At 63.7% G+C, this 22,288-nt stretch carries 22 protein-coding genes; 4 read left to right on the forward strand and 18 right to left on the reverse strand.

The features are described from left to right. Positions 1–2 precede the first annotated feature (2 nt). The 4 genes from urtB (at position 3) to urtE (ending at position 3,503) form a co-directional block, all read left to right on the forward strand. Complete coding sequence (urtB, locus tag CQY20_RS07025) at positions 3–887, forward strand: urea ABC transporter permease subunit UrtB (RefSeq protein WP_097939356.1); 885 nt, start codon at positions 3–5, stop codon at positions 885–887. 62 nt (positions 888–949) lie between these two features. Then, positions 950–2,008: an urea ABC transporter permease subunit UrtC gene (gene urtC / locus CQY20_RS07030; RefSeq protein ID WP_097939416.1), complete on the forward strand. Its 1,059-nt coding sequence runs from the start codon at positions 950–952 to the stop codon at positions 2,006–2,008. Continuing rightward, positions 2,005–2,811 carry an urea ABC transporter ATP-binding protein UrtD gene (urtD, locus tag CQY20_RS07035; protein ID WP_097939357.1) on the forward strand — a complete coding sequence of 269 codons (807 nt, stop codon included), beginning with the start codon at positions 2,005–2,007 and terminating at the stop codon, positions 2,809–2,811. Before urtC ends, urtD begins: the two co-directional genes overlap by 4 nt. Continuing rightward, positions 2,811–3,503, forward strand: a complete 693-nt coding sequence (gene urtE, locus CQY20_RS07040; protein ID WP_097939358.1) for an urea ABC transporter ATP-binding subunit UrtE — start codon at positions 2,811–2,813, stop codon at positions 3,501–3,503. Before urtD ends, urtE begins: the two co-directional genes overlap by 1 nt. A 152-nt stretch (positions 3,504–3,655) precedes the next feature. Here the strand turns inward: urtE and CQY20_RS07045 are convergent, their stop codons facing one another. The 18 genes from CQY20_RS07045 to CQY20_RS07130 all read right to left on the reverse strand — a co-directional run bounded on the left by CQY20_RS07045 (position 3,656) and on the right by CQY20_RS07130 (position 22,287). Continuing rightward, the gene (locus tag CQY20_RS07045; RefSeq protein ID WP_163700317.1) at positions 3,656–4,885 is read right to left on the reverse strand and encodes a CaiB/BaiF CoA transferase family protein; all 1,230 of its coding nucleotides are present in this window, start codon (positions 4,883–4,885) and stop codon (positions 3,656–3,658) included. Further along, the gene (locus CQY20_RS07050) at positions 4,885–6,126 is read right to left on the reverse strand and encodes a CaiB/BaiF CoA transferase family protein (protein ID WP_097939360.1); all 1,242 of its coding nucleotides are present in this window, start codon (positions 6,124–6,126) and stop codon (positions 4,885–4,887) included. The genes CQY20_RS07045 and CQY20_RS07050 overlap by 1 nt, the downstream gene beginning before the upstream one ends. A gap of 30 nt (positions 6,127–6,156) precedes the next feature. Then, positions 6,157–7,215 carry an ABC transporter permease gene (locus CQY20_RS07055; protein WP_097939361.1) on the reverse strand — a complete coding sequence of 353 codons (1,059 nt, stop codon included), beginning with the start codon at positions 7,213–7,215 and terminating at the stop codon, positions 6,157–6,159. A 13-nt stretch (positions 7,216–7,228) separates the two neighbouring features. Continuing rightward, a complete protein-coding gene (locus CQY20_RS07060; RefSeq protein ID WP_133119035.1) occupies positions 7,229–8,017 on the reverse strand; it encodes an HpcH/HpaI aldolase family protein in 789 nt (262 codons plus the stop codon). Positions 8,018–8,077: 60 nt separating this feature from the next. Next, positions 8,078–9,592, reverse strand: coding sequence for an ABC transporter substrate-binding protein (locus CQY20_RS07065; protein WP_163700320.1), 1,515 nt, complete (start codon positions 9,590–9,592; stop codon positions 8,078–8,080). Between the two features lie 71 nt (positions 9,593–9,663). After that, on the reverse strand, positions 9,664–10,446 hold the full coding sequence (locus tag CQY20_RS07070) for an enoyl-CoA hydratase/isomerase family protein (RefSeq protein WP_163700324.1): 783 nt from the start codon (positions 10,444–10,446) through the stop codon (positions 9,664–9,666). Positions 10,447–10,460: 14 nt separating this feature from the next. Then, positions 10,461–11,300 (reverse strand): ATP-binding cassette domain-containing protein, encoded by an 840-nt coding sequence (locus CQY20_RS07075; protein WP_097939365.1) that lies wholly within the window; start codon positions 11,298–11,300, stop codon positions 10,461–10,463. Beyond that, positions 11,297–12,334 (reverse strand): ABC transporter ATP-binding protein, encoded by a 1,038-nt coding sequence (locus CQY20_RS07080; RefSeq protein WP_207767250.1) that lies wholly within the window; start codon positions 12,332–12,334, stop codon positions 11,297–11,299. The genes CQY20_RS07075 and CQY20_RS07080 overlap by 4 nt, the downstream gene beginning before the upstream one ends. Then, positions 12,331–13,542, reverse strand: coding sequence for a CaiB/BaiF CoA transferase family protein (locus tag CQY20_RS07085; RefSeq protein ID WP_097939367.1), 1,212 nt, complete (start codon positions 13,540–13,542; stop codon positions 12,331–12,333). The genes CQY20_RS07080 and CQY20_RS07085 overlap by 4 nt, the downstream gene beginning before the upstream one ends. After that, the gene (locus CQY20_RS07090) at positions 13,539–15,002 is read right to left on the reverse strand and encodes an aldehyde dehydrogenase family protein (RefSeq protein ID WP_207767251.1); all 1,464 of its coding nucleotides are present in this window, start codon (positions 15,000–15,002) and stop codon (positions 13,539–13,541) included. Before CQY20_RS07090 ends, CQY20_RS07085 begins: the two co-directional genes overlap by 4 nt. Continuing rightward, the gene (locus CQY20_RS07095; protein ID WP_097939369.1) at positions 14,989–15,885 is read right to left on the reverse strand and encodes an ABC transporter permease; all 897 of its coding nucleotides are present in this window, start codon (positions 15,883–15,885) and stop codon (positions 14,989–14,991) included. The genes CQY20_RS07090 and CQY20_RS07095 overlap by 14 nt, the downstream gene beginning before the upstream one ends. Positions 15,886–15,889: 4 nt before the next feature. Continuing rightward, entirely contained in the window at positions 15,890–16,687 is a 798-nt protein-coding gene (locus CQY20_RS07100) for an SDR family NAD(P)-dependent oxidoreductase (RefSeq protein WP_097939370.1), read from the reverse strand. Beyond that, positions 16,684–17,106 carry a MaoC/PaaZ C-terminal domain-containing protein gene (locus CQY20_RS07105; RefSeq protein ID WP_097939371.1) on the reverse strand — a complete coding sequence of 141 codons (423 nt, stop codon included), beginning with the start codon at positions 17,104–17,106 and terminating at the stop codon, positions 16,684–16,686. The genes CQY20_RS07100 and CQY20_RS07105 overlap by 4 nt, the downstream gene beginning before the upstream one ends. After that, positions 17,103–17,975: an FAS1-like dehydratase domain-containing protein gene (locus CQY20_RS07110; RefSeq protein WP_097939372.1), complete on the reverse strand. Its 873-nt coding sequence runs from the start codon at positions 17,973–17,975 to the stop codon at positions 17,103–17,105. Before CQY20_RS07110 ends, CQY20_RS07105 begins: the two co-directional genes overlap by 4 nt. Beyond that, on the reverse strand, positions 17,972–18,442 hold the full coding sequence (locus CQY20_RS07115; protein WP_097939373.1) for a hypothetical protein: 471 nt from the start codon (positions 18,440–18,442) through the stop codon (positions 17,972–17,974). The genes CQY20_RS07110 and CQY20_RS07115 overlap by 4 nt, the downstream gene beginning before the upstream one ends. A 244-nt stretch (positions 18,443–18,686) precedes the next feature. Further along, positions 18,687–19,718, reverse strand: a complete 1,032-nt coding sequence (locus CQY20_RS07120; protein WP_097939374.1) for a LacI family DNA-binding transcriptional regulator — start codon at positions 19,716–19,718, stop codon at positions 18,687–18,689. A 42-nt stretch (positions 19,719–19,760) separates the two neighbouring features. Next, entirely contained in the window at positions 19,761–21,014 is a 1,254-nt protein-coding gene (locus CQY20_RS07125; RefSeq protein ID WP_133119036.1) for a hypothetical protein, read from the reverse strand. 100 nt (positions 21,015–21,114) lie between these two features. Further along, on the reverse strand, positions 21,115–22,287 hold the full coding sequence (locus tag CQY20_RS07130) for an enolase C-terminal domain-like protein (RefSeq protein WP_097939376.1): 1,173 nt from the start codon (positions 22,285–22,287) through the stop codon (positions 21,115–21,117). Position 22,288 lies beyond the last annotated feature (1 nt).

Raw genomic sequence — 22,288 nt, forward strand, 5'->3', positions numbered from 1 at the left:
GTATGGATGCTGTAGTCGGGCAGCTTGCAACGGGATTGAGTCTCGCCTCGATCCTGTTGCTTGCTGCGCTGGGGTTGTCGCTGACGTTCGGCCAGATGGGCGTCATCAACATGGCGCACGGCGAGTTCATCATGGCCGGCTGCTACACCGCCTACGTCGTGCAGCAGATCGTGTCGAGCGCCGGTGCGTCGCTGCTGATCTCGCTGATCGTCGGATTCCTCATCGGCGGCGCGATGGGGGCGCTGCTCGAGGTCACCCTGATTCAACGGATGTACGGCCGGCCGCTGGACACGCTGCTGGTGACGTTCGGCGTCGGGCTGATCCTGCAGCAGGTGGCCCGCGACATCTTCGGCGCGCCCGCGGTCAATGTCGTCGCCCCGCCGTGGCTGTCGGGTGGCATGGAGATTCTGGGCGCGGTGGTGCCCAAGACCCGCATCTTCATCCTGGTGCTGGCGGCGCTGTGCGTCGCGGTGCTCGCGATTGTGTTGAAGGTCAGCCCGATGGGCCGACGGATCAGGGCGGTGGTACAGAACCGCGATCTCGCTGAGACCAGCGGCATCTCGTCGCGGCGGACCGACATCACGACGTTCTTCATCGGTTCGGGTCTGGCCGCGGTCGCCGGTGTGGCGCTGACGTTGATCGGTTCGACGAGCCCGACGATCGGGCAGAGCTATTTGATCGACGCGTTCCTCGTCGTGGTGGTCGGCGGACTCGGCCAGATCAAGGGCACCGTGATCGCGGCGTTGGCGCTGGGCTTTTTGAACTCGTTCATCGAGTACAACACGACCGCCTCGCTGGCCAAAGTCATCGTCTTCGCGATCATCGTGGTCTTCCTGCAGGTCCGTCCCCAGGGGTTGTTCACCGTTCGGACAAGGAGCCTGGCGTGAAATTCTCGACCGCAATACTGGGCCGCTGGCAGACGTGGGCCGGATTCGGGGTGGCGGCGGTGATGCTGTTCGGTGTCGCGCCCGTCGCGCTGTCGGACTTCCGACTCAGCCTGTTGGGCAAGTTCTTGTGCTTTGCGATCGTGGCCGTCGGCATCGGATTGGCCTGGGGCCGCGGCGGAATGCTGGTGCTCGGCCAGGGAGTGTTCTTCGGCCTCGGCGGCTACATGATGGGCATGCACCTGAAGATCGCCGATGCCCAATTGCGCGGCGACGACGTGCCGGACTTCATGCAGATCGCCGGTGTGCGCGAACTGCCCTCCTTCTGGGAGCCGTTCGCCTCCCCCGCGTTCACGCTGATGGCCATCGTGGTGCTGCCGACCGCGCTGGCGGCGGTGCTGGGGCTCGGCGTATTCAAGCGGCGGGTCAAGGGCGCCTACTTCGCGATCCTGTCGCAGGCGCTGGCCGCCGCGCTGGCCATCCTGCTGGTCGGCCAGACCAGCCTGGGAGGCAGCAACGGGCTCAACCGGTTTCGGACGTTCTTCGGGTTCACCCTCAACGATCCGGCGAACCGGCGGATGCTGTACTTCATCGCCGCCGCGGTGCTGCTCGTCGTCGTGGCGGTGGTGCGGCAACTGATGCAGAGCCGCTACGGCGAGCTATTGGTCGCGGTGCGTGACGGGGAAGAGCGCGTGCGGTTTTTGGGCTACGACCCGGCCAACATCAAGGTGGTGGCCTACACCGTCGCGGCGCTGTTCGCCAGCATCGCCGGCGCGTTGTTCGCACCGATCGTGGGTTTCATCGCGCCGTCGCAGGTCGGCATCCTGCCGTCGATCGCGTTCCTGATCGGCGTGGCGATCGGCGGACGCACCACGCTGCTGGGCCCGGTGCTCGGCGCGATCGGTGTCGCGTGGGCGCAAACGCTGTTCTCCGAACGGTTTCCGTCGGAGTGGACATACGCACAGGGTCTGCTGTTCATCGTCGTGGTGGGCTTCTTCCCGGCCGGGCTTGCGGGGCTGGGCGGGCTGCTGTCGCGGCTGCGACGCCGACGCAAGACCAAGCCGACCGAAGCTCGTGACCTCGACGAGGCGGAGTCGACCGAGAAGGTGGGGGCCACCTTATGACCACCCCGGAGAAGCAACCGGTGGCCGGCGGCAACGCCGGCATGGGCACGCAGTATTTCCAAGTGCGCGGTCTGACTGTCGACTTCGACGGTTTCAAGGCCGTCGACGGTGTCGACCTGACGCTGTTCCAGGGCGATCTGCGGTTCCTGATCGGGCCGAACGGTGCAGGCAAGACGACGGTGATCGACGCGATCACCGGACTGGTGCCCGCGACGGGGTCGGTCAACAAGTCGGGTGTGGAGTTGCTCGGCAAGAAGGTGCATCAGATCGCACGGGCCGGTGTGGGCCGAACGTTTCAGACCGCCAGCGTCTTCGAGCAGTTGAGCGTGCTGCAGAACCTGGATATCGCTGCGGGTGCGGGGCGTTCGTTTTGGACGCTGCTGCGCCGCCGCGCCGGTGTGTTGCCCTCGATCGAGGAGGCGTTGGAGATCACCGGGCTGTCGCATCTGGCCGATAAGCCCGCCGGTGTGCTGGCGCACGGCCAGAAGCAGTGGCTCGAGATCGGCATGCTGCTTGTGCAGAACGCCGACGTGTTGCTGCTCGATGAGCCCGTTGCGGGCATGAGCACCGAAGAACGCGAGGAGACCGGGAACCTGTTGCGCCGCATCGGCGCCGAGCGCACCGTCGTCGCCGTCGAACACGACATGGACTTCATGCGCGCGTTCGCCACGTCGGTGACGGTGCTGGCCCGCGGCAAGGTCATCGCCGAAGGATCGGTGGCCGATGTCCAAGCCGACCCGAAGGTGCAAGAGGTGTACCTGGGCACCGCGGCGGCCGGAAACCTCGTCGAGGAGGGCGCATAGTGCTTCAACTTGTCGATGTGCGCGCCGGCTACGGCCGCTCAGAAGTCATCCACGGTGTCAGCATCGAGGTGCCTTCCGACGGGGTGGCCGCGGTGATGGGACACAACGGCGCGGGCAAGACCACGCTGCTGCGAGCCGCGGTGGGGTTGCTGAAATGCTTTGCGGGCGAGGTGATTTTCGACGGCGAGGACATCACGCGGCTGCGGCCGAGCGCGCGCGTCGATCGCGGGTTGGCGTATGTGCCGCAGGGCCAACAGTCGTTCGGACAACTGACGACGATGGAGAACCTGCAAGTCGTCGCCGACGGCAGGAAGGACGGCAAGGCCTTGATCGACGAGCAACTCGACCTGTTCCCCGCGCTGAAGGAACTGCTCAACCGGCGGGCCGGGCTGCTGTCGGGCGGGCAGCGCCAGCAGTTGGCCATCGCCCGCGCCCTGATCACCAGCCCCAAATGCCTGATCCTCGACGAGCCGACCGAGGGCATTCAGCCGTCGGTGGTCGCCGAGATCGAATCGGTGATCACCGAGCTGACCGAGCGTGGCGATCTCGGCGTCCTGCTCGTCGAGCAGCACATCGGCTTCGCGCTGGAGTCCTCGCAGCGCTACTACATTCTGGAGTCGGGCCGCATCACCTCCAGCGGCGCCGGCGGCTCGGCCTCAGAAGCCGACGTCCGCGCCGCCATGGCCATTTAAACTTCGGGCCCTCCCCTTGTCGGCGAGCCCCCCTTGCCGGCGAGCCCCCTTGCCGGCGAGCCCCTCCCCGTACCCGCGAGCGTGCGTGTCTGCAGGCGACACGCCGTGGAAAATCGGGAGTTCACGCACGCTCGCGACCGACGAGCTGGTGATCAAATAGCCTGCGAGCTACGCAGTTCCGCGATCTCATCCTCGGTGAAACCCGCTTCGGCGAGCACCTGGTCGGTATGTTCACCGTGCAACGGCGGTGGCGTCCGTACGCTGGCCGGGGTGCGGTCGAGCTTGTAGGGCACCCCGAAGAACTTGAGCGGCCCGGCGGGGGTATCCAGCTCGACGACCATCTCAGCGTGGGCTACCGCCGGGTCCGCGAAGGCCTCGTCCATCGTGTTCACAGGCGCGACGAACATATCTTCCGCCTCCATCAGCTCCACCCACTCCGCTGTCGTCTTGGCGGACAACGCTTTCTCGATTATTGCGGCGAACTCCTCGCGGTTCTCATACCGGGCCCAGTATGTGGCGAACCGGTCATCCTGCGACAGGTCGTCGATTCCGAGAATTCGGGACAACTTTCCTATCTGGCGCCCGCTGGACAGGGCGATGTGTCCGTCCTTGGTGGCGTAGAACCCATAGGGCGGCGGCGTGTACGGGCTGGCGTGGCCGGGGCGGGGGCGACGCGGCGCGCCCTGTGGTGAATTCAGGTAATGAAAACCCCACTCCGCCATGCCGGCGATCGCGCTCTCATACAGGCTCGTTCGCACGCGTTGGCCCTCACCTGTGCGCAGCGCGTGCACGATGGCGCACACGGTCCCGAACGCACCATTCATCGCACCAAGGGTGTCTGCTATCGCGGTCGCAACGGGAACCGGCTTTCCGTCGACGCTGTTTATCTCTCCCCATCCTGTCCGCGCCTCGATCAGGACGTCTTGCCCCGGCTTTTGGGCATGCGGGCCATTCGGTCCATATCCAGTCGCCGAGACGTAAATGATCTTCGGGTTGAGTTCGCGGCAGCGTTCGTATCCGAGATCGAGACGCTCCATGACGCCTGGCCGGAAGTTTTCGTAGACGATGTCGAACTTCGGGATGAGTCGGTGGATCATCGCCTGTCCGGCAGCTGTTTTGAGGTCCACAGTGAGGCTGCGCTTATTGCGGTTGTTGGCCAGAAAACCCGCTGCATAGATCGTCGAGTCGTCCTGGTCACGGCCGTAGCGCCCGTTGGCGCCATACCTGTCGTCGACCCGCCCGTCGGGCGTGATCGCCACTCTCCGTTCGACCTTGACCACGTCGGCGCCCATGTCGGCCAACATCTGCGTCGCATAAGGCCCCTGCATCCGCTCGGTGAAGTCGAGCACACGGATACTGTTCAACGGTCCTTGCGCAATCATCAGATCGCCTCGCATTCACGCAGTCGCGCGATCTCGGCTGGGCTGAAACCTGCTGCCTCGAGTACCTCGTCGGTGTGCTGTCCGTGCTTTGGCGGTGCAGTCCGCACCGACGCCGGTGTGCGAGACAATTTGTACGGCGGGGCAGGAAGTTTCAGCTCGCCTACGGGAGAGTCGATGGTTACGATCATCTCCTGCTGAAGAACCTGTTCGTCGGTGAACGCCTCGCCGAACGATTTGACCGGCGCGGCGAACAGGCCCTCGGGCTCCATCAACTCCATCCACTCGGCCGTCGTCTTATGCTGCAGCGCGTCTTCGAGCAGCGTCTCGAACTCCTCGCGGTGTTCATTACGTGCGCGCGGCGTGGCGAACCGGGGGTCGGTGACGAGTTCGGGCAACCCGAGGATCCGGGAGAGCTCGGGAATCTGGCGGCCGCTGGATAAGGCGAGATATCCGTCCTTGGTGGCATAGAACCCGTAGGGCGCGGGGATATACGGGTGTGCGTGCATGACGGTGCCGCGATGCGGTTCGCCCACGTCGGTGTTGAGAAAGTGCACGGCCTGTTCGGATTGCGCCGCGATCGCACTCGACAGCAGATTGACCTCGACTCGCTGCCCTTCACCGGTGCGGTCGCGGTGACGTAACGCCGCGAGCACCGCTATGGCGCCGTTCATGCCACCCAACAGGTCGGTGATTGACATCCCGACCGGCGTGGGCCGCCCGTCAGCAGCGACGTTGATCGCGCCGAAACCGCTGATGGCTTGGACCAGCACGTCCTGACCGGGCCTGCGCTGATACGGTCCGTCTGAGCCATATCCGAAGGCCGAGGCGTAGATGATCGACGGATTGATCCTGGCACACTCGTCGTATCCGAAGCCCAGCCGCGTCATCACTCCTGGCCGGAAATTCTCGTAGACGACATCACACATCCCGACGAGACGCTCGATAACCCGTTTGCCTTCGGGATTCTTCAGATCCACCGTGACGCTCTTCTTGTTCCGATTGGCGGCTAGGAATCCCGCGGCGTAGAACGAGGTATCGGCTGGGTCCTGCCCGTAACGTCCGTTCGGCCCGTACCTTTCATCGGGGCGCCCGTCGACTGTCAGCGATATTCGCCGTTCGACCTTGATAACGTCCGCCCCGAGATCGGCCAGGATCTGTGTGCCGTACGGTCCCTGCATTCGCTCTGTGAAATCCAGCACGCGAATGCCGGCCAACGGTCCGGGCTGAGCCCCCTCGCTCATTCGTCTCCTTTCACGTAGTTGTTGTGAGATTTATGTCGGCGCCGGTGACATGGATTCCGGTGTCGGTCCCACGCCTTCGCCTGCAGCGCTCCGCCCGTCACTTGTTCCGTGTACAGCCATCGTCGACGGCGTAACAGGTCCGCGACCCCGCCGTTGCCTGCGGGAACTCACAATCAATGACGCCCGCGGGTCGATCCACGCATAAGTCAGATCGATGATCAGGTTGACGATGATGACCAACGTGGCGATCACGAATACGCACGCCAGAACCAGTGGCAAGTCGCGTCTTTCTATCGCTTGGATGAACAAGCTTCCGATTCCTGGCCAGGCGAAGATGGTTTCGATCACCACTGCACCGTTGAGGAAGCTTGCCAGTTCGTCACCACCGACGGTGATGATCGGGATGAGGCTGTTCTTGAGGGCGTGGCGGCGCACGATGCGGCCCTCCGACATGCCTTGGGCCCTCAACGTAACGATGTAAGGCTTCTGCATCTCCTCCACAAGCGCCGACCGCGCAATCTGGGCAAGTCGCCCGACCGGCCGGAAGGCAAGCGTCAATACGGGCAGGACAAGGAATTCCAAACCGCCGTAGCCGGAAGTCGGTAGCAAATGAAGTTGAACACCGAACAACAAGATCAGCATCAGGCCCAGCCAGAAGTCTGCGATCGAAACCCCTGCCAGCGAAACCGCGGTCAGGATCCGGTCGAGAAGTCCATCCGGCCGCAGCGCGGAAAGTACCCCGAGCGAAAGTGAGATGGGGACCGCCACGAGGAATGTCGCCAACGTCAACAGCAATGTCGCCGGTAGACGCTCGAGCACCAACGGCAGCGCGGGAACTTTCTGCCACAACGAGTTACCGAAGTCGAGCTGCAGCCAGCCGGAGAACGAACGCCAGAACCGAACCAGCACCGGGTCGTCCAGGCCCATCGAGGCCCGGGTGTCCAAATACAACTGATGGCTGGCCGAAGGGGGAAGTATCAGCCTGGCAGGGTCACCGACCTGGTTGACCAGCACCCAAACCACGACCAGCACCGCGAGAAGCACGAGCACGGCGTGCACCGTGCGCTTGAGCATGTATCTCGCCAACATGGTCTGACCTCCGTCAGTAGCTGCCCGACGGCACGGCAGCCGACGGTGAAGCGCTCCGCGCCAGGTCTAGTTGCTCTCGCGCCGCCGCTGCAATCAACCCCGCATCAGAGAACACAGTCGCGAAATCGAACCCTCGCTCGATATAGCGACGGGCGACTGTTCCTGTTGGAGTGTGCATTCCAATGGCGACGCCGTGGCGGCGACAGGTATCGGCGATCCGTTGCACCGTCTCGTCGAAAATCGGGGCCGTCGACCCCGGCTTCTCCCCCAAGGCGAGTGCGAGGTCGCTGGGGCCGATGTAGACGCCGTCGACGCCGGGTGTCGACACGATCTCGTCAAGTTCGGTGAGGGCCCGCTGCGTCTCGATCATGATGATGCACGCCACATCGGACAACACGTCCGGGTCAGTCGAGCCCAACACATCGCGAGCGCGGATCGGCCCGAAGGATCGCAGCCCCGCGGGCGGGTAGCGGCAAGCGCTGACCGCCGCGGCCGCGTCTTCGCGAGTTTCAATCATGGGCACGACAACGCCCATCGCCCCGGCGTCGAGCGCCGACATGATCGCCGGCGGCTCGTTCCACCGCACCCGAACAATCGGCGCAGCACCGGAGGCCGCGATCGCCTGCACCATGGGGAACGCCGTCGAGTCGTCGATCATCCCGTGCTGTTGATCAATGCACACGTAGTCGTAGCCCTGGCGACCGAATATCTCGGCGGCGAACGGGTCCGGCAGCGTGCACCATGCGCCGAGCACAGTCTGGCCGCGCCGCCAAGCGGCCGTCAACGGGTTGTGGAACGTCATGCACGCTTCCTTCCGGACGAGTGACCGGATGGGCAGAGCGCCCACCCGGTCCACTCGAAATCAACTGTTGTTAAGGGTCATTTCCTTGAGCAGGATGAACCCGTCGATGCGCGGAGTCCAGTCGAGCCGTTGCGCCAAACCGAAATTGAAGTTCGGCTGACCGATCGGAACTACAGGGACGCGGTCATAGACATACTTGGCGATGTCGGCTAACGCCTTCTGACGCGCATCGCCGCTGGTCCCGACTGCCGACGCGAACATCTTCTCCAGCTGCGGGTCGCAGTAGGCCGATGTGTTGCCTTCGCACGAGTAATAACTGACCACGCTGCCCGAGTAGTCCATCAACTCCTGTCCGTGCTGCTGCAGGCCCAGCAACGTCCGCTCAGGGGGGATGTTCGGATACCCCATCGTCCACTGCTGCTCGAATGCTGCGGTCTCCTGCGTTTCGCTGGTCACTCCAGTCATTCCGATCGCTTTGAGTCTTTCGGCGATCAACTGGACGACTTCGTTGGCCCGCAGGATGTAACCCTCACGCGCCGACACCGTTATCGGTTCGGTGACGTCCACACCGTCGGCCTTCGCTTCGGCGATGAGCGCCTTCGCCTTCTCGGGGTCGTAGGGGTAGGGAGGCAGGTCGGCATATCCCACCGCCGAAGGGCCGACGATCTGGCCCACGACCTTTCCGCCGCCCAGGATGTCGTTCATGATCTGCTCTTTGTCGAAGGCCATCGAAATCGCTTGCCGCACACGCAGATCAGAAAGAGCGGGGTTTTTGGTGTCGATCCGCAGGATCACCGTCTCTATCGTGGGTGTCGATTCACACTTTGGCGCCGAGTCGCACTGCTCCTTGCTCAGTTTGGGCGCCAGATCAGCCTCGCCCTGCTGCACCATTGCCGAACGCACTTCGGTTTCGGGGCGGAACACGTATGTCGCTTTCGTGATCGTCGCCTGTCCGCCGGCGTCAGGCGCATCTTTGCCCCACCAATCGTCGTTGGGGACAAGCACGATGCTCTGGCCGCGGTCCCACGACTCAAGCTTGTACGGCCCGGTGCCGACGGGCTTGGTCTCGTAGCTGCCCAAGTCCTCGGTGATCTGCTTGGCCGACGGAATTGTCACGAAGTACAGACGGGTCGGCAAGATGGGGTCCGGTGCCGCGGTCTTCACGTTCAGCGTGTACTTGTCGACAGCGCTGGCCTCGATGTCTGGGCCGAGGAAGGTACGCATCGGGAACGCGTTCTTCGGATCCAAAACGTAGTTCAGAGAGGTCGCGGCCGCATCCGCATCGAAATCCGATCCGTCGGTGAACTTGACATTCTGGCGAAGCGTGAATTGCCAATTGGTGGGATCGACCTGCTTCCAGGACAAAGCGAGCTCAGGGACCAGCTCGTTTGTTTCGGGGTCGCGATTGATCAGCGCCTCTTGGATATTCCGAAGTACCGGATGTCCGTCATTGGAATACGCATTCCAGCTGGCGAGCGATCTTGGCTCCTCGGGCAGCGCGATCGTCACCTCGGAGCCCGTGCTCCCACCACCGCCTCCTCCGCCGGAACATCCTGCCAGCACGAAAGCGATCACCGTAACGATGGCAAGAACGCCCGATCGCGCACGCCGCCGTAGGGTGACAGGCCCCTCTGCCGTCAATGAGTTCACGTGGTTCTCCTCTCTGAGTTTCGCGAACCATCGCCGTCCCTGGCGAATCTCTGGGTGGCGGCCGCATAGGCGGGCTGCCGATGGCCGGCGTCTCCGGCCAACATCTGGAAGGCGGCGACCAACCCGCGGTCGGCAAGGGGCTCAGGGTTGAGCGCCACCTTCGCCAATCTGAGGGAAAGCGGGCTCTTCGCCGCTAACTCCACCGCCAATTGCCTTGCTGCGTTGAGATGTTCACCTGCAGGCACGAGCCTGGTCACCAGGCCCTTGCGTTCGGCTTCGGCAGCGTCGACGCGCCGCCCCGTCAGGATCCAGTCGGTCGCGACGCCGACACCAACAAGTCGCGACAATCGTTGTAACCCACCGGATCCCGGCAGACTGCCAAGCGTCACCTCGGGCATGCTGAACACTGCGTCGGCACCTGCGACTCGGAAGTCACATGCCAGCGCCAGTTCGAGTCCTCCGCCGACACAGTAGCCCTGGATCGCCGCAACCACAGGCTTGGTGCACTCGGCGACGCGATTCTTCGTCGCGAAATCCAGTGCTACATAATCTTGTTCTGCCTGTCCGGTCAGCTGGCCGATTTCGGCGAGGTCTGATCCTGAGCAAAACGCCCGACCCTCCGCGGCAATGACAACCGCACCCACGGAGTCGTCCCTCTCGATCGTGGCGATGGCCTCTGCGATCGCACGGTGGCATGCCGAGTCGAGCGCATTGAGGACTTCCGGCCTGCGCAATGTGATGACGGCGACTCGGCCGTCAATCACCTCGACGGTCGGCAATCCATTACGTGAACTCATCTGGCGATCCCCTCCGCCGTCGAGGCAAGACGGCGTTCACGTGACCGCTCGCGTGCGACGACAGGATCCGGCTCCGGAACAGCTCGCATCAGGGCGATCGTGTAGGGGTCGCGGGGAGAACCATAAATCTCGTCACGAGAGCCGATCTCCTTCACCTGACCGCCTTGCATGACAACGATGCGATCACATAGATGCCGCACTGTTGCAAGGTCGTGGGCGATGTAGATCATCGTCAGTCCGAGCCGCGACTTGAGATTGACAAATAAGTTGAGTATCTGGGCCTGGATCGAGACGTCCAACGAGGCGACGGGCTCGTCGCAGATCAGGAGGCTCGGCTGGACAGCGAGCGCCCGCGCGATGCCGATGCGTTGCCGCTCACCGCCCGAGAATGCAGCCGGCCTGCGCGGGAGATGGTCGGGGCGCAATCCCACCAGTTCAAGCAGTTCGACGATCTGATCTCGGATCGCCGAGCGCTTCTGGCGGGGCCGGTGGATGCGTATCCCTTCGCCGATGATGTCCTCGACGCACATGCGGGGGTCCAAAGACGAGTAAGGGTCCTGGAAAACCAGCTGCGCCCGCGCTCGGTACTCCTTCAACTTGGCCCTGCGAAAAGACAGCACATCCTCGCCCTCAAAGCGGATGGTCCCTGAGGTCGGTTCGATAAGCCGCAGAATGCAGCGTGCTGTCGTCGACTTGCCGGAACCGGATTCACCGACCAGTCCTACGGTTTCACCGCGCTGCACGCTGAATCCGACGTCGTCGAGCACTTTGGACGCATGTCGCCCGGTCCCGAATACTTTGACGAGGTTGGCAACCTCGACGACGGTGTCATTCATCGCAGCACCCCCGGCTCCTCGGCGAGCCAACCTGCGACGTGACATGCGCTCGGATGCTGTCCGTTTGGCGGGATACGCAATGCCGGAGTGTCCGTACGACATACGTCGCGGACGTAGCGACACCGAGGATGGAATGCGCAACCCGACGGCAGATCCGACGGTGACGGAGGTCGTCCCCCGATAGTGGACAGTTGCTCCGGGATGGGACCGGTGACCCGGGGTAGTGATTGCAACAGCCCGAGCGTGTACGGGTGGATGGACCGGTAATAGAGCTCGTCGATGGCGCACGCCTCCATCACCCGGCCGGCATACATGACCATCACCCGATCAGCGAACCCGGCGACAACACCGAGATCGTGGGTGATGAAAACTACTGCTACTTCCCGTTCCTCGCTCAGTGCATACAACAAGTCCACAATCTTGGCCGCTACGCGGACGTCAAGCGCGGTCGTCGGCTCGTCGGCGATGACCAGACGTGGTTCGCCGATGAGAGCCATCGCGATCATCACGCGCTGGCGCATGCCGCCGGAGAACTGGTGTGGATAGTCACCGTATCGGCGTGCCGGGTCGGGAATACCCACCGCGGCGAGCATGTCCAGTGCTCGCGCCTTGGCCTCTTTTCGGCTGACTCCGCGGATGCGCAGCGGTTGGCAGACCTGATCCCCGATGGTGCGAACGGGGTCGAGCGAAGACAGCGGGTCTTGGAAAACGTATGACATCTCCGCGCCGCGAAGCGCGCGCAGATCGCTCGCGGGCATCGTCTGCACGTCATGCCCATCGAACATGATCCGGCCGCTGATCGTCGCTGTCGGCAGCAGCCCCAACAGCGCCTGAGCGGTCACGGATTTCCCGGAACCGGATTCGCCGACGATAGCCATCCGCTCACGGGGGGCGACAGCGAAACTGACGCCGTTGACCGCATGCACTGTGCCGTTGGGACTTGGGAACGAAATCGACAGATCTTCGACTTCCAAGAGTGCCGTGCCGGCGCCTGGCCGCGTAGGCACGGCGTTGTCCATCGCAGCCGATGTCACGACCGACCCCCTACCCTGTTGTCCTCGGCGGCGCCGCTTAAGCCGAGTTCACGCAAGATCTGTTCGGTGTGCTCACCATGTCGCGGCGGGGCCAAGCGGGCTTCGAGCGGGGTGCGACTGAATCGTGCAGCGGGAGCGACCAACCGCAGTGGACCATCCGGGCTGTCGACGCTGATAACCCGGCCTGTCGACACAGCTTGGGGGTCTGCGACAGCGTCGCGCAGCGTGTTGACCCGGGCCGCGAAAATGTCAGCCGGCTCCATCACCGCGAGCCACTCGTCGGTGGTGCGGGTCGCCAAGGCCTCCTCGATCAGCGCCTCGAACTCACTTTGCCTGGCTGCCCGCTTGGCATAAGTGTCGAAGCGAGGATCGACCGAAAGGTCTGGCAGACCGAGGATTTCGCAGATCTCGCGGACCTGCCTTCCACTCGACAGCGCAAGGTAGCCGTCTTTGGTTCGGTAGAACCCGTATGGCGGCGGAATGTAGCCATGGCCGTGCATGGGCGTCCCCCGCGCCGGCTCGTCGGCACCGTTGTTGAGCATGTGCACCAGGTGTTCGCTCAGGGCGGCAAAGGTGCTGCCCAAAAGGTCGACCCAAACCTGTTGTCCCTCTCCGGTGCGCTCCCTGTGCACCAGCGCAGCCAGCGCCGCGGCTGCGCCGTTGAGCCCGCCGAGCACGTCGGTGATCGACATCCCGATGGGTGTCGGTCTGCCGTCGGCGGATTCGTTGATCACGCCCATTCCGCTCATGGCCTGGATGAGGACGTCTTGTCCAGGTTTGCTTACCCTTGGGCCGTCAGGCCCGTAGCCAGATGCAGAGATGTACACGATGCCTGGATTGATTTGACGGCACGCGTCGTAACCCAATCCGAGCCGGTCCATGACCCCGGGACGGAAGTTCTCATAAACCACGTCAGCGGTGGCGATCAGCGCCCTCATGGTGCGCAATCCGGCGTCTGACTTGAGGTCGACGGCAATGGATCGCTTATTGCGGTTGTTCGCTAAGAATGTTGCGCGATAGAGCGAATTGGGCGGCGTTCCAGAGCCGTCGGCGTAGCGTTCGTCGGGCCTGCCGTCGGGGGTCACCGCAGTGGGACGCTCGATCTTGATCACGTCGGCGCCGAAGTCTCCGAGCATCTGGGTGGCATAAGGCCCTTGCACCCGCTCGGTGAAGTCCACCACGACGATGCCTGCCAACGGACCGCTCATGCGCCACCGCCGGGTTGCAGTGAGACATAACGTGTCTCGGTCATCTCGTGGGCGGTGAAGGCGGGACCTTCGCGGGTATTGCCGGACTCACCGACTCCTCCGTAGGGCTGCTGATCGAGCCGGGTGGTCGGAACGTCATTGACGAGCACCCCGCCGAATTCCAACCGGGACACCGCGTCCAATGCCAGGTTGAGGTCGCTGGTGAACAAGCCGGCCTGCAACCCGTACACCGTCTCGTTTGCGAGCGCGAACGCTTCCTCGCGGCTCTCGTAGGGGATCACGGTCAGTACCGGTCCGAAAGCTTCCGATACACGGAGCCTGGTGCCTGCAGGCGCCTGGTCGACAACGGTCGGACGCAGGCATTCACCGACTATGTCACCGCCGGCTGCTACGGTCGCACCTGCGGCGGCCGCTTCGTCGATCCAACTCTTGACCCGGGCCGTGGCATCCGGCGTGATCAGTGGCCCGACATCGGTCGCTTCGTCAAAGGGATCGCCAACGGTCAGCGCGTCGGCGTGTTTGCGCAGGGCGTCGTTGAGCTGTTCGCGCACCGCGCGGTGCGCGATGACGCGTTGTACCGAGATGCAACTCTGTCCTGACGTCGAGTAGGCGGCCTTGGAGATCTTGGCGGCGGCCACGTCTATATCTGCGTCTTCGGCCACCAGAACCGGTGAGTTCGAACCGAGTTCGAGCGCAACCTTCTTGCGATACGCAGTAGCCGCGATCTGCCAGCCCACCTCGCTGCTGCCGGTGAAGGTGATGAGCTTCGGCACGGGATGTGCGACGAGCGCGGGACCTGCCGACGTGCGGTCGTCTGTGACGACCGTCAGCCAATCCTCTGGAAGGCCGGCTTCGATCAGCAGAGTACGCAGCGCCAGCGCGGTGAGCGGAGTCTGATGTGCCGGCTTCAGGACGATCGCGCACCCCGCTGCGATGGCCGGACCCACTTTGTGCATGACGGTGTTGAGCGGGAAGTTGAACGGCGAAATGGCGCCGACTACGCCGACCGGCAACCGCACCGCGATGGCCAACTTGCCGACACCGGTTGGCGTCGCTTCCGTGGCAACCTGCTCTCCGGCTAAAGTGCGCGCCACCGCCGCGGAAAATCGGGCCGTCTCGGCGGCCCTACCCACCTCACCGCGTGCGTCGCGGATCGCCTTCCCGCTTTCCAGCGTGATCAGTCCTGCCAGCCGGTCCACATCGCGCTCAAGAAGCTGCGCAACCGCGTCCAATACCCGCGCTCGCTGCCACTGCGGAAGGCCGCGTTCCTGCGCTGCACAGGCGGCCATGCATGCGGCATCCACTTCGGCCGGGCCGCAGTTCGCCACCTGTCCGATCACCTCCCCGGTGAAAGGGTCGTAGACGTCGACTCGGCCAGTGGCGCGATGCTCGTCGACGTTTGTGGGAACCGCGGCAATGGCGGCCTCGCGACGGTTTGCGGCGTCGTCAGGCTGCGGCACTTTGTGGCCTTTCTTTCTCGGAACCGGTTCGTGCATAGAGGGTTCGGGTGGACCGGCTGCGTAGCCAGGTCGCGATGATGTTCACGCTCAGCGCGGTGAACAGGATGGCCAAGCCAGGCATCGCGACCAGCCACCATGCCGAGGTCAAATACTCGCGGCCCTCGGCCAGCATGAGTCCCCATGACGATTCGGGCGGCTGGATACCGAGGCCCAGGAAGCTCAATGATGCCTCCGTCAGCATCATCACCGCCAGTTCGAGGGTGGCCAGAACAACCAAGGGAGCCAACAGGTTCGGCAGCAGGTGCCGCGCGATGATCCGCAGATCCGACGCTCCTAGCGCACGCGACGCCTCGACGAACAGCACCTCACGCAGGGAGAGTATGAGACCGCGGGAAACCCTGGCGTACACCATCCATCTCGTCACGGCCAGCACTAGCACCACGTTGAGGAAGCTGGGGCCCGCCAGATACAACACCAGCAGAGCGATCAGCAAGGACGGCACACTCATCTGCAGGTCGACGAACCGCATGACAATGTCGTCGAACCAACCCCGGTAGTAGCCGGCGATGAGGCCGATGACGGTGCCGACGAGCCCAGAAACCAGAACACTCGCCACACCGACGGTCAGCGAGATCTGCGCCCCCAGCATGAGTCTGGAAAGTTCGTCGCGACCGAGGGCGTCGGTTCCCAGCACGTGCACACCGCCGCCGCGGTCCGTCATGGGCGGCAAGTTGCGCAGTGACACATCCTGTGCGTAGGGGTCGAACGGTGCGAGCTGGTGTACGAAAACGGCACTGGTCACCACGATCATCAGGATGACGACACTGATGGTGACGAGTTTGTGGGTCCATGCGAACCGGCCGACACTCGATAGCAGTCTCATGGCATCACCCGAGCATCGAAACGCCGCCGTCAACGTAAAGGCCGATGCCAGTGATGAAGGCGGAATCTTTGGACAACAGATATTCGGCAGCCGCTGCCTGATCGTCGGGTTCGGCAAGGCGGCCCAACGGGATCCCCGGCCGAAACTGCTCGAGGGAGCCCTTCAGTTTGGCGTCCAACACCCCCGGCCCGTCCGTACGCACTGCCTGCTCGATCATCGCTGTGCTGGTGACACCGGGACATAAGCAGTTGGCTCGAACGCCGCTACCTGCCAGTTCCAGGGCAACCTGCTTGGTGAGGTGCAACACCGCCGCCTTACTCGTCGCATACGCGGATTGGTTCATCCGTGCCGCAGCGGCGGTGACCGATGCGACGGTCACGATCGCCCCCTTGGTGGCGACGAGTTCGGGTGTGGCTGCGCGGATCGCGACGAAAGTACCGGTGAGGTTGACTTCCATGATCGTCCGCCACAGCGTCAACTCGATATCGGTGAATCTCGCCGCGGTCTGCCGAATCCCTGCCGCGGTGATCAGCCCATACAACGATCCGAAGTTGCGTACGGTCTCGGCCACCGCCGCCGCCATCGCATCCTCGTCGGTGGTGTCGGCGGGCACGCCGATGACATCGAGGCCGTCGTCTTGCATCCGTGCCGCGGCATCCATCACCGCGTCGGGTTTGAGGTCGACGATGGCAACCCGGGCGCCCGAGGTGGCGAGCCGGCGTGCCATCGCTTCGCCCATTCCGCCTGCGCCGCCGGTGATCAGCACCGGCTCACCGGCGAACTTCGATCCCTTGTCGGTCACACCGAATCTCCAATCTGGATGGTGCCAATTGCCGTTGTCGTTCTGCGGCGATCGACGTTCTCAGTCCACAATTCGAGCGACACCTGCCCGGACGCTTCGTCGAGCCCGGTCACGCGTCCGCGGCAGATGATCGGTGCACCGACCAGGTCGGTGCCCGTGTACCGGGCTCCGAAATTGCGGTACCAAGCACCGCTGCCCACCCAGTCCTGGCCCAGCTGGGCTAGAAATGCGGCTTTCAGGAAGCCGTGCACAATGACACCGTCGAAGCCGCGTCGACGCGCATAGTCAACGTCGTAATGGATGCCTGAAAAGTCATGCGCTGCACCGGCATAACGAACCAGTTGCGCTGCGGTTGTGGTGTGCACCCGCGCTGGCAACTCGAACCCGACGCCCGCGTTGACGATGCGATCGGGGATCACTGCTCATCACCTCCTCGGTCGAGGCGGAAGCTGAGGACGTGGCCACAGCGGCTGGTGGCGACGAGCGCGCCTGTTTGGTCGCGCATCTCATTGATCCGGACGCGAAACAGCAACGTACCCCGTGATCCTGCTTTCTCGTAGACCTCGGTGTAGCGAGTGGTCACAGTGATCACATCGCCGACTCGGATGGGTCTTTCGTAGGTGACTTCGTTGAACGCATTGCCGCCACCGGTCATCGGGTACGGAAGGCGATGGAGGAAGCTATCGAGGTTGAGATCGCGACGCTCGACGGGATCGAGGGCGGCGAAGTATGTCGCCGGAGCAGACGTGCCTGCGGTGGCACCGATTGCCTCCGCGAAGGCTGCGACATCGTTTTCCTCGACTCGATAGGTGAATGTGCCTGCGGCCTGTCCGAGGCGCACCGCCGCGCGAAGCCTGTCCAATGGCAGTCCGTCAACGCCGTCGGGTTCAGCGGTCGCAACACATTCACCCTCGACGGTGACCCGGTCGTCTTCATCGCGGACCCAGACGCTGCAACGTAATTCAGTCGATCCGTCGTCGACGGGGGTCGCACTGACGAGCCGCCCACCGAATCGCAAGGCACGCCCAACGGCGTCGGGCTTCAGATAGCGGACGGACAAGTCGCGGATCACGCAGTCGGGACCAAGCCAGCTGACCAAGAGGCGGCGCAGCACGGCTGCCTTCCACGTGCCGTGCACCAGTGGTTCTTCGAATCCGCGGGCCTGTGCGACGGCACGGTCGAAATGAATCGGAGAGTAGTCGTCGGCTGCGGCCGCCCAGCGCAGAAGATGCTCCGTGGACGGGGACACCACTCGTTCGTCGAAGTCCTGCATCGCGACTGCGCTCATGCCGCACCCCCGATGTGAATGCTCGTTCCCTGAGCGACGCCGACCAACTCGCCACGGGTGTCGGTGAGCCGCGTCGTGTAGACCACCCTGACAAGTCGCCTGCCGCCAGTGGTTCGGCGCTCGGCGATCTCGGTAATCTGCGATACCGCATAGAGCAAGCCAATACTTGGAGGCGCCTCGTCGCGCCACGTGCTGCCTCCGTCAATGGTCTGGTCAAACCCCGCCAGCCGCGGCAACCCTGCCCTCATCGCGAACACGAGTGGGTCGGGACAGACATCGGCGATGCCGAGCGGGACGTCCACGTCACCGACAACGGCCGCGATCGCAGAGTGGACACGGTCGACGTGCTCTCGTGACACGTTGATGGTTTGCGCGGGCGCCACCATGCCCACGCGGACTTCGCCGCACTCCGACAGCTGCGACCAAGCGGTTGCGGCATCAACGCGGTTGACTGAGTCGATGGTCATCGGTGCTGGCCTTCTTAGGAAACGATTCCAACGGGAGGTCTGCAAAAGGCCGGCAGGGCGCTACCGCGCCGCCTCACTGGCTGTGAATTACCGGTCAAAGTCACTACTTTCCGCAGTATCGGCCCAGGGCGGCCTGCCGTGCCGCTGTGGCGGGCGCCTCGGGAACCGTTTTCAACGTCGTTCCAGAAGAGACTACGGTCACACTACGAGTCTCTGCAAGCATGAATCACAACAAACTGATCTGTCAGGACGCGCGTACCGCGCTCGGGGCTTTCCAGTCGGTCGACGGGCGCACGATCAACCGTGTGGGCAGCACGACGGTGTGCACTGCCGGCTTCTTGTTGTCGAGCAGATTCAGCACGATTGTGGCGGCGCGACGCGCCAAATCCTCTACGTCACGGGCCATTGCGGTAATTCCCGGGGTATGTAATGCCAGTAGCGGACCGTCTTCGGAGGCGGCGAGCGCGATGTCTTCCCCGACCCTGACTCCCCGGCGCCGCAGCTCGCCGATTACCCCGGCGATTGCCGCCGTGTTGCCGTTTCCGATCACGATTGCCGTTGGGGGGTGCGGATCGTCCATCAGGCGCCCAACCGACTCGATGCCGAATTCCATCGAACCTCGGCCTGCGAGGATGAACTCAGGACGCAGAGGAGCGCCCAGCCTGGCCAGCGTCTCACTGAGACCCCGTACCCGCGATCGGCTCGGATACGCCGTGAGCGAGCCGCTGATCACTCCGATCTCCCTGTGCCCCCGGTCGACCAGATGCTCGGCGAGCATCTGTGCGCCCATTCCGTGATCGCTGACGACCGCGCTGAACTCGTTGGACTCGACCTCTCGGTCAAGCAACACAACGGGTATCGGCAGTGCGGACAAGGCGGTCACCAGCTCTGGGTTTGTGTCGTCCGAAAAGGCCGCCAACAGGGCGTCGACCCGCCTCTGGTGCAAGAGACGGACATTTTCGATGTCGTTGTCGGACTGGCCGTGCGAATTCGCAAGGATGACACCATATCCGGCCCGCCGGAACTCGCTCTCAACCACGTCGATCATTTGGGCGACGACCGGATTGAGCACATCGTTCACGATGACCCCGACGGTCTGCGTGTAGCCACGCCGCAGACCCGCGGCCACCAGATCCGGTTTGTATCCAACTTCCTTGACAGCGGCAAGGACACGTTCGCGCAACTCGACGCTCACGTTGGGGTGACCACTGAGGACCCGGGTCACCGAAGACGGGGCGACGCCTGCCCTTGTGGCGACATCACGGATGGTCGCCATATCAGTTCCTCCGCCTCATGGGGACGGTTGGCATCCCGGTAATCATGTCAGCTTCGCACACAGAGCAAGCACCGGCAAAGACAACACGATAACCAACAGCAGGTAGACGAGATTTCGCCGGGCAACCTCGAACCCGCTCACCCCAAAGCGTCCGGCCAGGAACACATTCAACCCGCTGACCGGTCCCACCGCGGCGGCCGTGCCCCACGCGATAGTCCCGGCAAGGGCGAACAGGGTCGGTTCGCTGATAACCGGCCCGAAGACAGATGCCACGGCCGCGATCGAGATGACCGGGTGAACACCGACGAGCGCGACGAGCGTCATCGCAAGGACCGAGAACCAGGCGAACCACACCGTGTAGTACTGCCCGGGAATCGTGAAACCGACCACGTCCAGCAGGGCGCGAAGGCCCGCCGACAACATCCCCGCCGCCGTGAACAGCACCGCCTCGCTGCGCATCGGAAGTAGTCCGTGAACAACATGGCCCCCGAGGACGCGGTGAAGATCCCGCGCGCGGGTGGCTGCCACGACGAGTGCGGACGTGAAAAGCGAGACGATGAGCACGACGATGGCGAGCTTGATGCTCGGCAACATCATGTGCAATCCGATCACGAAGCCCGCCATAATGATCGGCAACAACAACACTCGCCCGGAAAACGGATAGCCGTGATAGTCCGGCAGCCGGTCTCCGAATGCTCGTACCGTCATCGTGGTGCTGACAGTGAACGCGGTGAGGGCCAACAGGCCGCCGCAGATCAACAACACGTTGGTGATCGCAGCCCCGGCATAGGTCAAGGCGGCGGCGCTTGCGCCCCAGAACGGTGACCAGAATGCGCCCGGCGAAAACGCGCGCGACAGCAGTAATGCGTCTGTCATGCACAGTTTGCCGCTGCGTCGCAGTCGATCTCCCACGAGAGTCACCGCGCTGATGTTCATCACAGCGCCGAGAAGCTGGACGATCACCGCGGTACGCCAGACAGCCGCAGCGCCCGTCAACCGCGGCCGGTGGATTCCCGCGTCGCCAGTGATCAATCGCACGAACGACACCGCGGTGAGCATGCCGATCAATGTCTGGTTGAGCGTCAGCAGCTGACCGATCGCCGGGCGGGCACCGAAGAGCAGAGCCGCTCCCAGCGCACACAAGCCGAACGCTACCAGTACGAAAGCCAGCAGACGCTGCGCCTGTGGCAGGCCGAAGAAACCCAGTACTGCCGCAACGAGCGTTGCCATACCGGCACCAAGGTCGAATGTCGGGAATACGACAGACGTGGGCACCAGAAGCATGTTCGCCGCCAACACAATTCCGAAGAAGACGTCGACCCACCGAGCCTTCGGGGCGCGCTCTTCGCCACGCGGCTGCCTCCACGTCTGTGCCGACTCGTTCGTTCCCGTCGTCTCAGGTCTCCAATTGCGCGAAGACCGGTCGTAGGGAATCTTTCGCCTCGAGGCCGATCCCGGGCACATCGGGCAATGTGATGTACCCGTCGAGCACATGGTCGCCATCGGCGAATCCGCCGAATGGCTCGAATATTCCGGGATACGACTCGGATCCGCCGAGACCGCAGGCGGCCGCAATCGCGAGATTGAACTGGTGTCCTCCGTGCGGGACGCAGCGCTCGGCCTTCCAGCCGTTCTTGTCCAGCATCGCGAGAGTGCGTTGGTATTCGGTGAACCCATAGCTCAGAGCCGAATCCATCTGTAGCACATCGCGATCGGACCGCAGGCCGCCGAAGTGGACTAGATTGGCGGCCTCCTGCCGGGAGAGCAGGTTCTCCCCCGTCGCGAGCGTGCCCGGGTAGTGTGCCGCTGTCGCGGCCAGCCCTTGGAAATCCAGTGGGTCGACGGGCTCTTCGTACCAGTGCAGCGGGAGTGGGGCGAGCGCCTGCGCGTACTCGACGGCGACATCGACGTCGAAGCGGCCGTTGGCGTCGACTGCAAGAGAGCAGCCGTCGGGAAGCACATTGAGCACGGCCTCGATTCGGGCGAGATCCTCGGCGAGCGGCGCCCCGCCGATCTTCATCTTCACCGTTCGATAGCCGAGATCGACATAGCCGAGCATCTCGGAGCACAGGGCGTCGATTCCTCGATCGGGGTAGTAATAGCCGCCTGCGGCGTACACCCAGACCCGGTCCAATGGTGTGCCGAGACCGACCGGCGACCTTGCGGCCATCAGGTTCTGCACGCTGACGCCGGCCAGTTTGGCCGCGAGGTCCCAGGCCGCCATGTCAAGGATGCCGACGGCGACCGCACGGTCTCCGTGACCGCCGGGTTTCTCGTTTGTCATCGCCGCGGCCCAGATTCGTTCGGGATCGAGGTGTCCCGTGCCGGGGTCGATCAAGGAGTCCGGGTCGGCCTCAAGGACTCTGGGGATGATGCGGTGCGACAAGATGCCCGGCTGGGCGTAGCGGCCGTTCGAATTGAAGCCGTAGCCCACCACCGGCTTACCGTCGCGGATTTCGTCAGTGACGATCGCCAGCACACTGACGTCCATCTTCGAGAAATTGATGAACGCGTTTGCCATCTGGCTGGCGATCGGCACGGTGATATGACGGATGTCGACGATGCGCATG

Origin of the sequence: Mycolicibacterium agri (genome assembly GCF_002553505.1) — a bacterium.
In the GTDB taxonomy this organism is placed as follows: domain Bacteria; phylum Actinomycetota; class Actinomycetes; order Mycobacteriales; family Mycobacteriaceae; genus Mycobacterium; species Mycobacterium agri.